At 69.9% G+C, this 13,657-nt stretch carries 11 protein-coding genes and 2 pseudogenes; 5 read left to right on the top strand and 8 right to left on the bottom strand.

Features of this window, described 5'->3' with window-relative positions:
• Positions 1-21 precede the first annotated feature (21 nt).
• Positions 22-1,170, bottom strand: a complete 1,149-nt coding sequence (gene solA, locus CLM62_RS46200; protein WP_095755900.1) for an N-methyl-L-tryptophan oxidase — start codon at positions 1,168-1,170, stop codon at positions 22-24.
• Between the two features lie 20 nt (positions 1,171-1,190).
• Positions 1,191-1,550 (bottom strand): hypothetical protein, encoded by a 360-nt coding sequence (locus CLM62_RS46195; protein WP_257004489.1) that lies wholly within the window; start codon positions 1,548-1,550, stop codon positions 1,191-1,193.
• Positions 1,551-1,588: 38 nt separating this feature from the next.
• Here CLM62_RS46195 and CLM62_RS46190 point away from each other — a divergent pair.
• A pseudogene (locus tag CLM62_RS46190) lies at positions 1,589-2,690 on the top strand (DUF418 domain-containing protein).
• 1,039 nt (positions 2,691-3,729) lie between these two features.
• Here the strand turns inward: CLM62_RS46190 and CLM62_RS49150 are convergent.
• Both CLM62_RS49150 and CLM62_RS46185 read right to left on the bottom strand, forming a co-directional pair.
• Positions 3,730-3,885 (bottom strand): hypothetical protein, encoded by a 156-nt coding sequence (locus tag CLM62_RS49150; RefSeq protein ID WP_107483871.1) that lies wholly within the window; start codon positions 3,883-3,885, stop codon positions 3,730-3,732.
• Between the two features lie 190 nt (positions 3,886-4,075).
• The gene (locus tag CLM62_RS46185; RefSeq protein ID WP_095755899.1) at positions 4,076-5,287 is read right to left on the bottom strand and encodes a DUF418 domain-containing protein; all 1,212 of its coding nucleotides are present in this window, start codon (positions 5,285-5,287) and stop codon (positions 4,076-4,078) included.
• Positions 5,288-5,487: 200 nt separating this feature from the next.
• On the opposite strand from CLM62_RS46185, the gene CLM62_RS46180 reads away from it, so the two are divergent.
• Both CLM62_RS46180 and CLM62_RS46175 read left to right on the top strand, forming a co-directional pair.
• Positions 5,488-6,144, top strand: a complete 657-nt coding sequence (locus CLM62_RS46180; protein ID WP_095755898.1) for a response regulator transcription factor — start codon at positions 5,488-5,490, stop codon at positions 6,142-6,144.
• On the top strand, positions 6,141-7,250 hold the full coding sequence (locus tag CLM62_RS46175; protein ID WP_095755897.1) for a sensor histidine kinase: 1,110 nt from the start codon (positions 6,141-6,143) through the stop codon (positions 7,248-7,250). Before CLM62_RS46180 ends, CLM62_RS46175 begins: the two co-directional genes overlap by 4 nt.
• Before the next feature lie 966 nt (positions 7,251-8,216).
• Here the strand turns inward: CLM62_RS46175 and CLM62_RS46165 are convergent.
• Together CLM62_RS46165 and CLM62_RS46160 are read right to left on the bottom strand one after the other, a co-directional pair.
• Entirely contained in the window at positions 8,217-10,013 is a 1,797-nt protein-coding gene (locus CLM62_RS46165; protein ID WP_095755896.1) for an ABC transporter ATP-binding protein, read from the bottom strand.
• A gap of 77 nt (positions 10,014-10,090) precedes the next feature.
• Positions 10,091-10,303 carry a hypothetical protein gene (locus CLM62_RS46160; protein ID WP_095755895.1) on the bottom strand — a complete coding sequence of 71 codons (213 nt, stop codon included), beginning with the start codon at positions 10,301-10,303 and terminating at the stop codon, positions 10,091-10,093.
• A 333-nt stretch (positions 10,304-10,636) separates the two neighbouring features.
• Between CLM62_RS46160 and CLM62_RS46155 the strand changes: the two genes are divergently transcribed.
• Positions 10,637-11,797: a DUF418 domain-containing protein gene (locus tag CLM62_RS46155; RefSeq protein ID WP_095755894.1), complete on the top strand. Its 1,161-nt coding sequence runs from the start codon at positions 10,637-10,639 to the stop codon at positions 11,795-11,797.
• Between the two features lie 351 nt (positions 11,798-12,148).
• On the opposite strand, the pseudogene CLM62_RS46150 reads toward CLM62_RS46155, so the two are convergent.
• A pseudogene (locus CLM62_RS46150) lies at positions 12,149-12,289 on the bottom strand (DUF5937 family protein); the annotation flags it as partial.
• Between the two features lie 225 nt (positions 12,290-12,514).
• Positions 12,515-12,907: a nuclear transport factor 2 family protein gene (locus tag CLM62_RS46145; RefSeq protein ID WP_067271159.1), complete on the bottom strand. Its 393-nt coding sequence runs from the start codon at positions 12,905-12,907 to the stop codon at positions 12,515-12,517.
• 128 nt (positions 12,908-13,035) lie between these two features.
• Here CLM62_RS46145 and CLM62_RS46140 point away from each other — a divergent pair, with 128 nt between their 5' ends.
• Positions 13,036-13,614, top strand: a complete 579-nt coding sequence (locus tag CLM62_RS46140) for a PadR family transcriptional regulator (RefSeq protein ID WP_095755893.1) — start codon at positions 13,036-13,038, stop codon at positions 13,612-13,614.
• Positions 13,615-13,657 lie beyond the last annotated feature (43 nt).

Here is a 13,657-nt window from a genome sequence, read left to right as displayed (position 1 = left end):
CGAGGCGGCCGGAGTGGGCGGCTACCTGGTCCTGAACCGGTCCGGACGCACGAAGTCCAGGCCTTCGATGGTCTGTTTGCCGAGCGCCTCGTGTGCGGCGATGTGGCCGTAGCCGGTGGCCATTTTGAAGCCCTTTCCGGAGAATCCGGTGGCGCAGTAGATCCTGCTGTTCTCGTTCAGCCAGCCTACGAGGGGATGCCTGTCCTCGGTAAAGAGGTCGGGGAAGGCGTCGGAGCGCGCGATGGTGGGGATCAGGCCGGGGAAGAACTCGGTGACGATCTCGGTGACCTTTTCGGTTTCTTCCCGGGTGAGTTCCCTGGGAACGGCGTCCGGGTCGGGGGTTGCCCTTGCGCGCCCGGCCAGCGGTCCGTCCACCGATGCCTTGACCGTCACGCCGTCGACGGCGGGTGCCCCGTACATGGAGCGATCCTCGTACCACCGGCTGAAGGCGGGGAAGTTCTCCGGCGAGAACTGTGTGCCGTCCTGGGCGATGAACCAGGTCAGGACGATCCGATGGGTTTGCGTGACGGCCTTGAGGTGGTCGGGCATGAGCCTTCGGGACCAGCCGCCCGAGGCGATGATGACCTTCTCGAACGTCCAGGTTCTGTCGCCCGAGGTGACGACGACGCCGTGGTCGGTTTCGGTGATGCTGTCCACGGGTGTGTTCTGAAGGACGGTGGCGCCGCTTGCCTGGGCCGCCGCGACGGCGGCGCTGACGGCGCGGTCGGTGCGCAGAACGCCGCCGTGGGGGTCATAGACGGCGCAGTCGTCGGGGCGGAGATTGTGCTGCGGGTAGCGTTCGGCCAACTCCTCCCGGCTGAGGAGGTAGTGCTCGGCTCCGGTGATGCGCGTTGCCTCGAGGAGGCTGTTGATGTAGCTGCCGTTCGCTGTCCCGATGGACAGGCCCCCGGTAGGCGTGAGGATGTCCTGCCGCCCGGTTTCGGCTTCGAGCTCGGCCCAGAGGCTGCGGGAGCGTTCGATGATGGGGTAGTACTCGGGCCTCCCGAGGTAGATCATGCGGAACAGGCGGGTGTCCCCGCCCACGGCACTGCGGCCGTGGGCAGGGGTGGCTGCCTCGAAGCCCACCACCGAGCCGGACAGCCGGGAGGCCTGCCACAGGGCCATGCTCCCGATGCTGCCCAGGCCGATGACGGCGAGTGTTGCGTCCATGAGAGCAGTTTCCTTTTCGTCTACTCGTGAAGTCCGGCGAGGCGGCTGCCGAATCGGGCCAGGAGTGAGGTCTTGCTGGAGCCCCTGCGCTCTTCCCACTGGTCGGCGATGCCGAAGAGCCGGTACATGGCATGAACACCCAGCCAGCGGATGGGCTCCGGTTCCCACTTCGGCGCCCGGTAGCCCACCCAGGGAAGCGTGGTCCGTTCGGTTTCCTTCTCGAAGGCGAGCTCCATGAGAGTCCTGCCGCCGACATAGGCCGCCGTGACACCGTGTCCCGCGTAGCCGGTGGACGATCCGATCCCGGATGCCGGGTCCCAGTGCACGCCGCCGTTCCAGTCACGCGTGACGCCCAGGACTCCCGACCAGGCGTGATCCACCTCGAAGGGGATGCGCGACCATCGTGCACATCGCCCCGATGGACTCCCCCCAGGGCAGCGTCGGCAGCTGGGTGTACTTCCTGGCCGAGGGACGCTCCTCGGCCCTGTTCGCCACCCTCGCCGGGTTCTCGCTGATGCTGATCGCCGGCCGCCGGCCGCCGTGAGCCGAAGACCGGCCTGGCGGGCCGGCAGGCGAAGGCCCGCATCGCGATCCGCGTCGTGATCCTGCTGGCCCTGGGCACCGTGCTGGCGATGGAGTACGGGGACATCATCATCCTCGCCTACTACGGCGTCTACTTCCTCCTTGCACTGCTCCTGGTACGACTGAGCGCCAGGACACTGGCGCTCATCGCGGCCGGGATCGCGCTGGTCATGCCGCAGCTGGCGTTCGTTTTGAAGATGTGGCTGAGCGACTCCGTCCAGCAGACCATCAACGCCTACGACCCGCTGGAACGCCTCAGCACCGTGGGAGTACTCGATCTGCTGCTGACGGGCCTCTACCCGACCATCACGTGGATGGCGTTCGTGACCACCGGCATGGCTCTGGCCCGCCTCGACCTGTCCGCCCCCGTCGTCCGGCGGCGCCTGGCCGTCCTCGGTGCCGGCCTCGTCACAGCCGCCTACGGCCTGGCCACACTGCTGACCGGCGCGAGCGCGGTATGGAACGTCGGCGGAGGTGGGGGACCCTCCAGCGGCTCCGGTCCGGGCTCCATGGGCAGCGGCTCCGCGGTCTCCGGCTCCATGGGCAGCGCACCCGGCGGGCCCGAGCTGTCGGCCTCGGACCTGCTGGGCGCCGTGTCCCACACCGGCACCACCTTCGACACCATCGGCTGCGCGGGCATCGCGATCCTCGTGATCGTGGCCGCGACGGCGGCGATGGACCGCCTGCCGCTACTGCGCCGCCTGGCGAAGCCGGTCATCGCCGTGGGCACCATGTCCCTGACCGCCTACGTAGGCCACTTCCTCGCACAGTCCGCGTGGCCCGCTTCCGGCGCTGGCACCACGACGTCCTGGGTACCCGTGCTCACGTACATCTTGACAGCGATCGTGTTCGCCACGATCTGGTCCCGCTTCTTCCGCCGCGGCCCTCTGGAGTATCTGCTCAACGCCGCCGCCAAACCCGCCAAGTACATCCGCTGATGTCCGGTCGGGGTGGCTCGGCTTCCTGCCCCACCCCGGCCTGCACGGCCCGCTCGGCCCGCAAGGGGACAGCCCTTGCGGGCCTCGGCAGTGGACCTGGCCGACTGATCTCAGCTCCGCCTGACGCCGACCTGCCGTCCGCGGCGCGGCCTGGGCAGTGGCCGGCCATGCCTGGGCCAGGGGCCGGGACATGGTCCCCGGGGCAGGATTGTGCGCGGGCCAAGACGCGACTGCCGCCGGTGCGGCTGAGGCCACGACGGATACCCCAGGTTGGTGATCCACGGAGTTGGCGGCCAAATGCCGCTCGCCGCCTCATCTGGTCGAAAGAGCAGCGGCGGTTGCCCACGCGTGTCGAGGCTGGTGATTTCCGCCCAGGTCGTAACTCGCGGTGAAACGCAGAGCGCCCATACTCGACGGATGTCAGCTGAGCCAGGCTGCGACGTCGTCCCCCTTCCCGGATGAACACAGGAATCCATATCAGCGGGGACTGCGCGGGCGTGCGAGGGAGCCGAAGGTGGTGGGGGATGTCACCGGGCCGCAGCAGGGCCCCGTACCTCTGGCTGCCCGCCCACGCGGAGCGGACCAGCGACAAGTAGCCGGTCCTCGCCAGCCACGCGCAGCGGCCGGCCACGTGTGGGTGTGCAGCACAGGGTAGTCGAGTCAGAAGCACTCCACGCTCAGCGAACGTAATTGGCGTTCAGCCGCCGCCACAGCGCGGCGCGTGCCCCGGGGGGCGTTGCAGTACGCCATCGGGAGCGTTGGCGCCTCGTCGGCCTCCCGGGTTGGCCACGCGAAGGTGAGCAGACCGCCCTCCGCGTCTCGGACGAGGTGTCCGGACGCGCGAAGCTCGTGATAGGTGTCGCTGCCGGGTTTGCCCCTCAGGGATCCGCCCTCCCAGCAGGCGGGCGGGATGGCTCCGGCGTGCAGTGGTCGGGCCCGCTGATCGTGGTCATGGCCGGAGCACTGCCACGCCGTACCGGCCGAAGGACGCCCCGTCGGGGTCGATGTCCGTTGTGGTGGGTGCCGGGCACCTCGACGGTCACCGGCTCACGCTCGTGAGCCACTGCAAGTAGCAGACGGCGTCGCCGCCCCGGGTCAGCCACGGCTTGGGCGACCAAAGCCGCTTGAGGCTACGGGGCTTGGGGTGGTTCACGCCCAACCGGTTGACCGGCCCGACCGCCTGCTCCAGGGACATCCAGGGACTCCCAAGGTCATTGCCGCCGATCCGGACCAGAGAGAACGGGAGCCCCTGAAGACAGGGCGCCGATGCGGCGCCCGTTAAAGCGCCTTGAGGGCCGCCGAAGAACCACAGACTGTTCGTGAGGCCCCCAGCGCGACCGCCCCACCTGGGCGACGGGCTCCGGGCACGCTTCTCCGGCTGCGTTTTATCGAATGCGTCGGGCGATCCCGGTCGCCTTGCCCATCAGCCATTCGAGTGGCCCGCGCTGGAAGAAGCGGGACCAGAGGGTGGCGAGGAGGGTGATGGACGCGATGAAGCCGAGCAGCACGTACAGCGGCGGGACGGCCGATTGCTCGGTGTCCAGGAGCCAGATGGCCACGATGTGGTAGACGTACGCGGTCAGTGACATCGAGCCGACCGCGATGACGGGCTTGGCCAGGCGGCGCGACCTGGGGAAGGCGTCCATGACGGCCAGGCATGCGGTGATCACCAGGATCGCCACACCCGTGGCGGCCATGATGGACAGGGTCGCCTCGCTGTGCGGGGCTGAGGCCAGCATCCCGGCTGGTGTGTCGCCGAAGATGCCGATGCTGTCGGGCGATACGGATGACACGGACGACATGCCCGACTCCTCTTCGGCTTTCCGGACGGCTTCGGCGGCACCGGGTACGAGACGCACCGCCAGCCAGGAGCCGCCGTAGCCGGTGACGGCGAGGGCCACGCCGGTGCAGGCGAGGCTTATCCGGACGGCCGTGGCAGTCAGGTCGCAGCGGGCGACAGCCATACCGGCGATCACGAACGGGACCCAGGTCAGGGCCGGATAACCGCCGGTGAAGAACAACGAGACGGGGCCGTCGGCCTGGCCGTAGGAGAGGAACACGCGGCCGCCGACCACCGGCTTCAGCGCGTACAGCAGTTGCGGGCCCACCAGGGCCCATCCCGCGGCGACAAGCGCCAGTGGCTTGGCGCCCAGCCGGTACAGCGGCAGCACGAGCAGGAAGAACAGTCCGTAGAAGGCGAGGATCGGCACGACCGGGGTGCCGGTCATGGTCAGGGCGGTGCCGAGGGCCAGCAGGATCACGGCCCTGATGATCACCTTGGCGACGGCCTGACGGCCGGCCAGGCCGGTCTTCGGCGTGCGGCGCCCGGTGATGAGAGCGACCGCGAAGCCGGCCAGGACGGCGAACAGGGCGGAGGAGCGGCCTTGCGCCAGCTCCATCAGGAAGCCGATGACACCGCCCTGAGCCGGGGCGGGGCCCACGTGGACCGCGTACATGCCGAAGACGGCCAGGCCGCGGGCCAGGTCCAGCCCGATCAGTCGGCCCACTCCGGGCGCACCGGTCGAGGGCTCACCACGCTCACCTCCAGAAGACGGGGTATCGGCCGGGAGCAGCGCGGAGTCCAGGTGATGGGTCATGGCCCTCAGACTGGAGGCCGGGCCGATCACGGCCCATCCGACAGAAGGCTGCCGCGGCCCTGCCGAGTGGTGGGTGCTACCCCGCCGTGTGGCTGGAGCTGCAGCTCAGCGGGCCGCCGGGACCGATCGGTGCTTTAGGGTCGAGTCGGCGTGGGCCGGACGGTATGAACGAAGGGTAGGGGGAGCGCGTGATCCGGGTAGTGGTGGTTGACGACGAGGCTCTGGTCCGCTCGGGCTTCCAGCTGATTTTGGGCGCGTCCGAGGACATCGCGGTCGTCGCGACCGCGAGTGGCGGCGAGGCGGTCGAGACGGTCCGCCGGGAGCGGCCCGACGTGGTGCTGCTGGACATCCGGATGCCGGACGTCGACGGGCTCACCGTGCTCCGGGAGCTGCGCACGATGCCGGACTCGCCGGTGGTGGCGATGCTGACCACGTTCGACGCCGACGAGTACATCCTCACCGCCCTGCACTCCGGCGCGGCCGGTTTCCTCCTCAAGGACACCGAGCCCGAGCAGCTCGCCCACCTGGTGCGCACCCTGGCCGCGGGCGGCGTCGTGCTCTCCCCCAAGGCGTCACGGAGCCTGTTGCACAGCCACCCCGGCACCGAGGCGGCCGTCGACGAGGACGCGGCACGGGTCCGGCTGCTCACCGCACGTGAACGCGACGTCCTCGTCCTGGTGGCGGAGGGACTGTCGAACGCCGACATCGGCGCGCGCATCCACCTGGGTGCCGGCACGGTCAAGGACCACGTCAGCGCCATCCTCACCAAGCTCCGGGTGTCGAGCCGGGTGCAGGCCGCGCTGCTGGCACAGCGGGCCGGACTGCTCGACGAGCACGCGCAGGAGGCAGGCCCATGAGCCGCGCACGCGCCATGTGGCAGCGGCTTCCCACGCCGGTTACCGACCTCGCCCTGGTGGCGGTGGCGGCCGTGGATATATGGCTCAACATGGGGGAGCACATGCCCCTCGAGCTCGCGCTGGCCGCTATCGGCTGCACCGCGCTGGCCTTCAGGCGCCGCTTCCCGCTCGGTGTGTTCCTGCTGACCCTGCCCGTCGCGCTGATGCAGGATGTCGCCGTCGCTGTGCTCGCGGCGCTGTTCACCCTGTCCGAACGCTCCCGAAATCGCCGTCTCCTCGCCGTGTGCGTCGCCCTGGCCGCCGTCGCGAGCAGTACTCCGTGGCCTCTGGCCGAGGTCGACCGGACCATGACATTGGTCTTCTTCGTGTACGGCCTGGCGACCGCCGCGGCCCCGGTCCTCTTCGGCCAGCTTCTCCAGGCGCAACGGGACCTGGCGCGGCGGCTGGCCGAGATCGAGGAGGCCAGGGAGCACGAGCGGGCCCTGCATGCCCAGGCAGTGCTCGCCCGCGAACGCGCCCAGCTGGCCCGCGAGATGCACGACGTGGTCTCCCACCAGGTCAGCCTGATCGCCGTACGGGCCGGTGCGTTGCAGGTCGCCACCAAGGACGCGGACGCCAAGGAAGCCGCCCGCACGATCCGTTCGCTGAGCGTCACCACGCTCGACGAACTGCGCACCATGGTCACGCTGCTGCGCGCCTCCGGCGGCAACGCCACCGAGCTGACGCCTCAGCCCACCCTGGCCGACCTGCGCAAACTGGTGGAATCAGGCGGCCCTCACGTGGAGTTGTCGGGTGAGCTGCCGCCCACCGTGGGCACACCCGCGCAACGGGCCCTCTACCGTACGGTCCAGGAAGCGCTGACCAACGTCCGCAAGCACGCCCCCGGCGCCAGAGCGCGCGTCGAGCTGTGGCAGGCCGGCGACGGCATCGGAGTGACCATCACCAACACCCCGCCCACCCGGCCTTCGCTGTCCCTGCCCGGTTCGCAGCAGGGCTTGGTCGGTCTGCGGGAACGGGCCGACATTCTGCACGGCACCCTGGAGGCGGGCCCGACCGCGGAGGGCGGCTACCGGGTGCGGCTGCGCATTCCCCTCAGCGCGGACTGACCGACCAGGCGGCCGGGCGGCACAGCCGCCGCCCGGCCGCCTGCCACGGCACGCCACCTCATGCTGTGCGTGGTGGTGACTGGATGAGCCCATCGGTCACGTCCAGACCTCATGCCGCGAACCGCAGTTCCGCTCGTCCGCCGCCCGGCGGCGGGATGTGTCCTGTCGCGGGCCCCTTCAGAACGGTGTTGAGTCCTCGGTCCGTCGGCTGATCTGCGTGGAGCTCGTACGCTCGCCGACGCCGTGGCCGGCGTCAGCGCCTGACGGAGACCGGACAGGGGCCGATACGCGGCCGACGACATCGGCCCCCCTCAGCGGCATCCGCGACATCGCCTCGTCACTCCAGCAGGGTGCTGACCAAGGCGACGGCCATTCCCAGAAGCGCGTCGATACAGCCGATCCTGACGGCTCGTCCCCACGTCCGGCCCGCGGCCCGTGCGGCGAGCAGGCCCCAGCCCAGCAGCAGGACGGTGTTGATTCCGAAGGCGACGTACTCGATGCCTGTTGAGCGCCACCAGCCAAGGCCCGCCCCCCCACAGCACCAGCGTGGTGGGCAACGCTGCCACTACCAGCGGCCATTCGGCGAGCACGGCACGCACCACACCCCGTACGCCGGGATGGCCCTGCGCGTCGCGGTGGGCGATCTGGTGGGCGTAGCCATGGGCCAGGGCCGAGGCGAGGGCGGTGAACAGGACCCATAGGGCGTCGTCCATGCGTGCCGCTCGAGTCGTCTCGCCGAACTGCGTGAGCGCGGCGACGGCCGAACTCGACACCAGGAGCCCGTACACGCCGCCGAACAGCGCGGTCGGCTGGGCCAGCCAGTCCCACACCGCACCTCTGCAACGGATGGCGGACTCGGTGCGCATACTGGGCCTTTCACAGTCTTGGTTTGCGTGGGTGTCGGTGCTTGGGGTTGTCCGGCCGGGAACGCGGCAGTGGACGACCGGACACCCTGCGTGTGGTGCGTCATCGCGCGGGGGCCAGGAACTGGGTGGCCGCCAGTTGCGCGTACAGCCGGTCCTGGGCCACCAGTTCCTCATGGGTGCCCACGGCCCGGACATGTCCGCCGTCCATGACGACGATCCGGTCGGCACCCGTCACCGTCGACAGACGGTGGGCCACCACCAGCACGGTGGTCTCGCGAGCCACCTCCGCGACGACGTCCCGCAGCGCCAGCTCGTTGACGGCATCGAGCTGCGAGGTCGCCTCGTCCAACAACAGCAGGCGTGGCCTGCGCAACAGGGCGCGGGCGATGGCGACGCGCTGCCGCTCACCGCCTGACAGCTTCGAGCCGCGGTGTCCGACCGGGGTGTCCAGGCCGTGGGGCAGGCGCTCGACGAGGGTGTCGAGCTTCGTGCGGGCCAGGACGTCGCGGATGTCGTCGTCCGTCGCGCCGGGCGCCGCGAAGACGAGGTTCTCGCGGAGCGTGCCGGCCAGCACCGGGGCGTCCTGCTCCATGTACCCCATGGCGGACCGTAGCTCGGACAGGGACCAGTCCCGTACGTCCTTGCCGTCGACCAGGACCCGGCCGCCGGTGGTCTCGTGGAACCGCTCGAGGAGTGCGAACACCGTCGACTTGCCCGCACCGGAGGGGCCCACGAAGGCCGTCATCCCGGTGCCCGGTACCTCGAAGCTCACCTGCTGGTGGACGTACGGCTGGCCAGGTCGGTAGCGGAAGGACACGTCCTCGAAGCGGACCGACGCCGGACCCGGGACCGGTGCCCCCTGCCTGGGCAGGGCGCCCGTCCGACGGTCGGCTGACTCCGTCGCCAGGCGTTCCACCTGCGCGATCCGGGACAGCGCGGCCGCCCCCTCCTGATACGAGGACCCGGCTTCGATCAGCGTGGACACCGGCTCGATCAGGTAGAAGAGGTACAGCAGGAAGGCGATGAGGGTGGAAACGGGGATCTCCCCGGACGCCACCCGCGCCCCGCCGACCGCGAGCACCGCGAGGAAGGCCAGCTGGACGGCGAGTTCGTCGGCCGAGCCCGCCACGGCCTCCCACTTCGCGCTCTTCACACCGTGCCGCCACGCCCGCCGCGCCGCCGCCTCCACCCGGTCGGTCTCCCGCTCCTCGGCGCCGGACGCCTTGACCGTGCGAAACGCCCCGAGAGCCCGCTCCAGCGCGACGGAGACCTCCCCGACCGCCTCCTGCGCCCGCTCCGTGGCCCGCGCGATCTTCGGCATCACCAGCGCGACGGCCCCGCCGACCAGCACGACCACCCCGAGCGTCACACCCAGCAGCACGACGTCCAGGAACGCCATCATCACGATCGCCGCCACGAAGGCCACCGCGCCAGAGGCCGCGGAGACGACCGCCTGGGTACTGACCGCCCGCAGCAGCGTCGTGTCGGAAGTGACCCGGGACATCAGATCGCCCGGCGGGATCCGCTCCCACTCCGCGATCCGCAGCCGCAGCAACCGCCCCACAAGGGTGCGCCGCGCGGCCAGGACCACCGACTCCGCCGTCCGCTCCAGCACATACGCGCCGAACGCCTCGACCGCCGTGCCCAGCACCACCAGCACGGTGAGCGCAATCAGGATCCCGGCGATGGTCTCACCCGTCGCGAGCCGGTCCACCAGCACCTTCGTGGCCAACGGCTGCAGCAGTCCCCCGCCGGCCCCGACCAGGGCACACACCAGGCCGAGGACGACGGCCCACCGGTGCGGCCGCACATACGCGTACAGCGCCCTGACCGTCTCCCGGGCGGACAGGGAGGTCTCATGGGTCTCATCCGTCGTCGGGGCGGATGCGGTGTTCACGAAATTCCTTTCTTCTGCGGTCCGCCCGGCACCGCGTCGGCGGCTGCCGGGCCGACCGGGCGTGATCGTGTGCCGGCTCAGCGGACGAGTCCGGCTGTGCTCGTGGCGAAGGCGCGCACCCACGCTTCGGGGACCTCAGGACGCACGACGAGCAGGACGAGGGCGCCCGCCGCCGGCATCAGGCCGAGGAACTTCGCAAACCCGCCCCTCTGGACGGCGTCACGGCCCGGCACGTCGGCCCATGACGCGAGAAGGGCGTCGGGCACCTTGTGTCGCGCACGGTGTGTCATGCCTCCAGCCTGGAATCCCGGCCTCCGTGCGCCCATCCGGCAACCGTCGGGTCCACCCCCGCCGAGTGGCTGAAGAAGATCGTCGTCGAGTCGCACTGGTTCGCACCGGACGGGTCGGAACAAGACTCCGCCGGTCGGCGGGGCGGTACCCGCCGACCGGCGGGGCCGTTACCGAAGCCTGCCGGATGGCTCCCCGCCCGGCGGCGACGCGAGAGTCTGCACATGCCACAGACACCAACGACACCGCAGGGCACGTCAGCTCCGCAGGAGAACTCGCCTCCGCCGCCCCGAACCTCCCCCGAGTCCGCCGTGCCGGCCTCACCCGGTCCCTCGATGGGACGCCTCGTCGGGGTGGACCTGGCCCGCGCGCTGGCGGTGTTCGGCATGTACATCGTGCACATCGGCCCCCCGCTGTCCGCCACGACCGGTGTCGGCAGCTGGATCCGGTACCTGGCGGACGGTCACTCCTCGGTCCTGTTCGCCACCCTCGCCGGGTTCTCACTGATGCTGCTCGCCGGCCGCCGCGAGCCCAAGACCGGCCTGGCCTGCCGGCAGGCGAAGGCCAGGATCGCGATCCGCGCCGTGGTCCTGCTGGCGCTGGGCACCGCAATGGCGATGGAGTACGGGGGAGTGATCATCCTCGGCTTCTACGGGGTCTACTTCCTCCTCGCCCTGCCCCTGGTGCGACTGAGCGCCAAGACGCTCGCGATCATCGCGGCCGCGTTCGCCCTCGTCACACCGCAGCTGGCGTTCGTCCTGACCTCGCTGCTGACTCCGTCGGTCCAGGAGAGCATCAACACCTACGACCCGCTCCGCCGCCTCAGCGAGGTGGGAGTGCTCGATCTGCTGCTCACCGGCTTCTACCCGGCGCTCACCTGGATGTCGTTCGTGATCGCAGGTATGGCGCTGGGCCGCCTCGACCTGTCCTCCAGCACTGTCAAGCGGCGCCTGGCCGCAGTCGGTGCCGCCCTCACCGTGGCCGCGTACGGCATGTCCTTGCTGCTCGCCGGCAAGAACGCGCTGAGGAGCACGGCGGAAGACGGGTCGTCGTCCGGCGGCTCCGGGTCGATGCCCCCCGGCAGCGGGTCGATGCCCCCCGACGGCGGGTCGTTCCCCAATATTCCGGCGTCGTCGCTCCTGTCGGCCGGGCCGCACAGCGGCACCACGTTCGACATCATCGGCAGCATCGGAGTCGCAATCCTCGTGATCGTGGGCGCGACGGTGCTGATGGACCGCCTGCCGCGACTGCGCCGCCTGGCGAAGCCGGTCATCGCCGTGGGCACCATGTCCCTGACCGCCTACGTCGGCCACTTCCTCGCACAGTCCGCCCTGTCCATGCCCGCCGGGACCAGCACCCAGCAATCATGGGTGCCGCTGCTCATGTTCATCCTCGGAGCCACCCTGTTCGCCGCCATCTGGTCCCGCTTCTTCCGCCGCGGCCCCCTGGAATACCTGCTCAACGCGGCCACCAAGCCGGCGAAGCACATCCGATAACACCCGGCCGGGTGGGACGCCTCCACGCCCCACCCGGCCTGGACCGCTCACGGATCCAGCAAGCGCATAGTCCCTGCAGGCTTCCACCCGTAAGCCATGTTCGTCGCCGAAAGGTGCACCGAGGACCCGCCAATCCCTGTGCATGCTGACTCAGCCCACCACCCGAACCAGCGACAGCACCACACCAGTTGCGCTGTGCAGCCCGTGCTGCTGCAGGGGCAGGGGCCGTGCGCTGCTGGCGGGGTTGCCGGTTTCCAGGGTCAGCTGGTGGACGACGCGGATGAGGGCTTCGCGGTCGGCGCGGAGTTCGGCGAGCTCGTCTTTGTCTGCTGCGCGGAGTTCCTTCAGTCACGAACGCGCCCAGCCGTGCTGGACGGGGTGGTGCTTGGGCTCCACCCGCACATGGAGACTCAGCACGGCTTCCATCGTCGGCGAGTAGGCGAACCCCACCCGCTCCGCACCGTCGGCAGGGACCCGGAACACGATCGTCATGACCCGTCATCCTTGCCGCACGGCGCCCGCGACGGGAGCCGCGCCGCGTTCTCGGTCTTCGGCCTACCCCGATGCCGTGAGCGTGTGCAGGACGGCTCGATTACGGACAACTGGTGCAGCGCCGTCTCGAACTCGAAGCGCCCGTGCCGAAGGACGCGGCACAGCGGGGTGGCGGCGGTCAGTCAGGCGTTCCCGCGCCGATGACCACGGCGTCGGTCGTCGGGCTCACTGCTCGGCGGCCTCTCGGGCGATCTTCTCGAACTGGGCGCCCATGGCCTCGGACAGCGCGTGGGCGGCCGACAGCGGGCGCACCATCACCGTGAAGTCGTCGATCTTGCCGTCCTCGTCGAAGTGCAGGAAGTCGCAGCCCTGGAGCTTCTTTCCGGCGACGCTCGCGGTGAAGACGAACGCGTGGTCGCGGCCGTCGGGGTTCGCGATCTCCCGGACGTAGGTGAAGTTCTCGAAGACCTGTGTCACAGCACGCAGGATCGCGGTGGTGATCGCCTTGCCCGGGTACGGCTTGAAGGCGACCGGGCTGGTGAAGACGACGTCGTCGGCCAGAAGGGCGGCCACGGCGTCCAGGTCACCGTTCTCGACGGCCTTGCGGAAGGGGTGCATGATCGACCTCGATACTCAACAAGTTGCATATGTGTAGAGGAGGGTAGAGGCGACTCCGGTGCTTGTCGAGGGTGCGGCGCTTCGGGAGTGCTCATCATTGAACACTCGCTGGGCCGTACCTTGCTCCCATGGCATTGCGGAACGCGGTGATGGCCGCGCTGCTGGAGGGCGAGGCGTCCGGTTACGACCTCGCAAAAGGCTTCGACGCGACGGTCGCGAACTTCTGGACGGCGACGCCTCAGCAGCTCTATCGGGAGCTGGAGCGTATGGAGGTCGAGGGGCTGGTCACGGCTCGCCTCGTCGAGCAGCGGCGTCGTCCCAACAAACGGCTGTTCTCCCTGACGGAGGCTGGGCGGGAGGCGGTGCGCGCATACACGGCCGAGCCGCCGGGTCGGCCCGCGGTCATCAGAGACGAGCTGCTGGTCAAGGTGCAGTGCGCGGACGCCGGCGACGTCGAGGCGGTGCGCGCCGCCGTCCTCGAACGCATGGAATGGGCCACGGCCAAGCTGGCCCGCTACGAGAGAATCCGGCAACGACTGCTGGGCGGCCGTTCAGAGGAGGCGTACTTCGCCGAGGCCGAGCGTATCGGCCCGTACCTCACTCTGCTGCGCGGGATGTCGTTCGAGCGGGAGAACCTCCAGTGGGGCGACATGGCGTTGCGCAGGCTCGACCAGCGCGCCAAGACTATTACTCAAAAACTTGACTAGAGTGGGGGCTCTTCCGGTGATCGCATTAAGGAGCCAGCCGCTC

Origin of the sequence: Streptomyces sp. SA15, assembly GCF_002291145.1 — a bacterium.
Taxonomy (GTDB): domain Bacteria; phylum Actinomycetota; class Actinomycetes; order Streptomycetales; family Streptomycetaceae; genus Streptomyces.
This window is presented reverse-complemented; position numbering and strand designations above follow the sequence as displayed.

Excerpts from the sequence above, each read along its gene's own strand:
- solA (WP_095755900.1), bottom strand. The coding sequence starts at position 1,170 with ATGGACGCAACACTCGCCGTCATCGGCCTGGGCAGCATCGGGAGCATG.
- CLM62_RS49150 (WP_107483871.1), bottom strand. The coding sequence starts at position 3,885 with ATGTCCCTGGAGCAGGCGGTCGGGCCGGTCAACCGGTTGGGCGTGAAC.
- CLM62_RS46185 (WP_095755899.1), bottom strand. The coding sequence starts at position 5,287 with ATGACCCATCACCTGGACTCCGCGCTGCTCCCGGCCGATACCCCGTCT.
- CLM62_RS46175 (WP_095755897.1), top strand. The coding sequence starts at position 6,141 with ATGAGCCGCGCACGCGCCATGTGGCAGCGGCTTCCCACGCCGGTTACC.
- CLM62_RS46160 (WP_095755895.1), bottom strand. The coding sequence starts at position 10,303 with ATGACACACCGTGCGCGACACAAGGTGCCCGACGCCCTTCTCGCGTCA.
- CLM62_RS46155 (WP_095755894.1), top strand. The coding sequence starts at position 10,637 with ATGGGACGCCTCGTCGGGGTGGACCTGGCCCGCGCGCTGGCGGTGTTC.
- CLM62_RS46145 (WP_067271159.1), bottom strand. The coding sequence starts at position 12,907 with ATGCACCCCTTCCGCAAGGCCGTCGAGAACGGTGACCTGGACGCCGTG.
- CLM62_RS46140 (WP_095755893.1), top strand. The coding sequence starts at position 13,036 with ATGGCATTGCGGAACGCGGTGATGGCCGCGCTGCTGGAGGGCGAGGCG.